The organism is Pseudomonas sp. SIMBA_067, from assembly GCF_046534675.1.
Taxonomy (GTDB): domain Bacteria; phylum Pseudomonadota; class Gammaproteobacteria; order Pseudomonadales; family Pseudomonadaceae; genus Aquipseudomonas; species Aquipseudomonas putida.
In genome coordinates this window covers 1-288 of the sequence record NZ_JAWRYH010000260.1, presented here as the reverse complement: position 1 = coordinate 288, position 288 = coordinate 1, and the positions used below count along the sequence as shown (strand labels likewise).

General features: G+C 62.5%; 1 protein-coding gene. It reads left to right on the top strand.

Features of this window, described 5'->3' with window-relative positions; all coding sequences use genetic code 11:
* A partial coding sequence (locus tag SB765_RS29005) for a TolC family protein (RefSeq protein WP_410932401.1) occupies nt 1-288 on the top strand: 288 nt, incomplete at both ends.

Here is a 288-nt window from a genome sequence, read left to right as displayed (position 1 = left end):
GCAAGTTCAACTACAACGTCGGCCCGGCCATCAGCCTGCCGATCTTCGACGGTGGCCGCCTGCGCTCGCAGCTGGGCGTCGCTTCGGCGGGCTATGACATGGCCGTGGCGCGTTACAACCAGACCGTGATCGGAGCGCTGAAAAACATTTCCGACCAGCTGATCCGCCGTGAGTCGATGAAAGAACAGTCGCACTTCGCCGCCGAATCGGTCGCCGCCGCGCAGAAGACCTACGACATCGCCATGGTCGCCTTCCAGCGTGGCCTGACCGACTACCTGAATGTGCTCA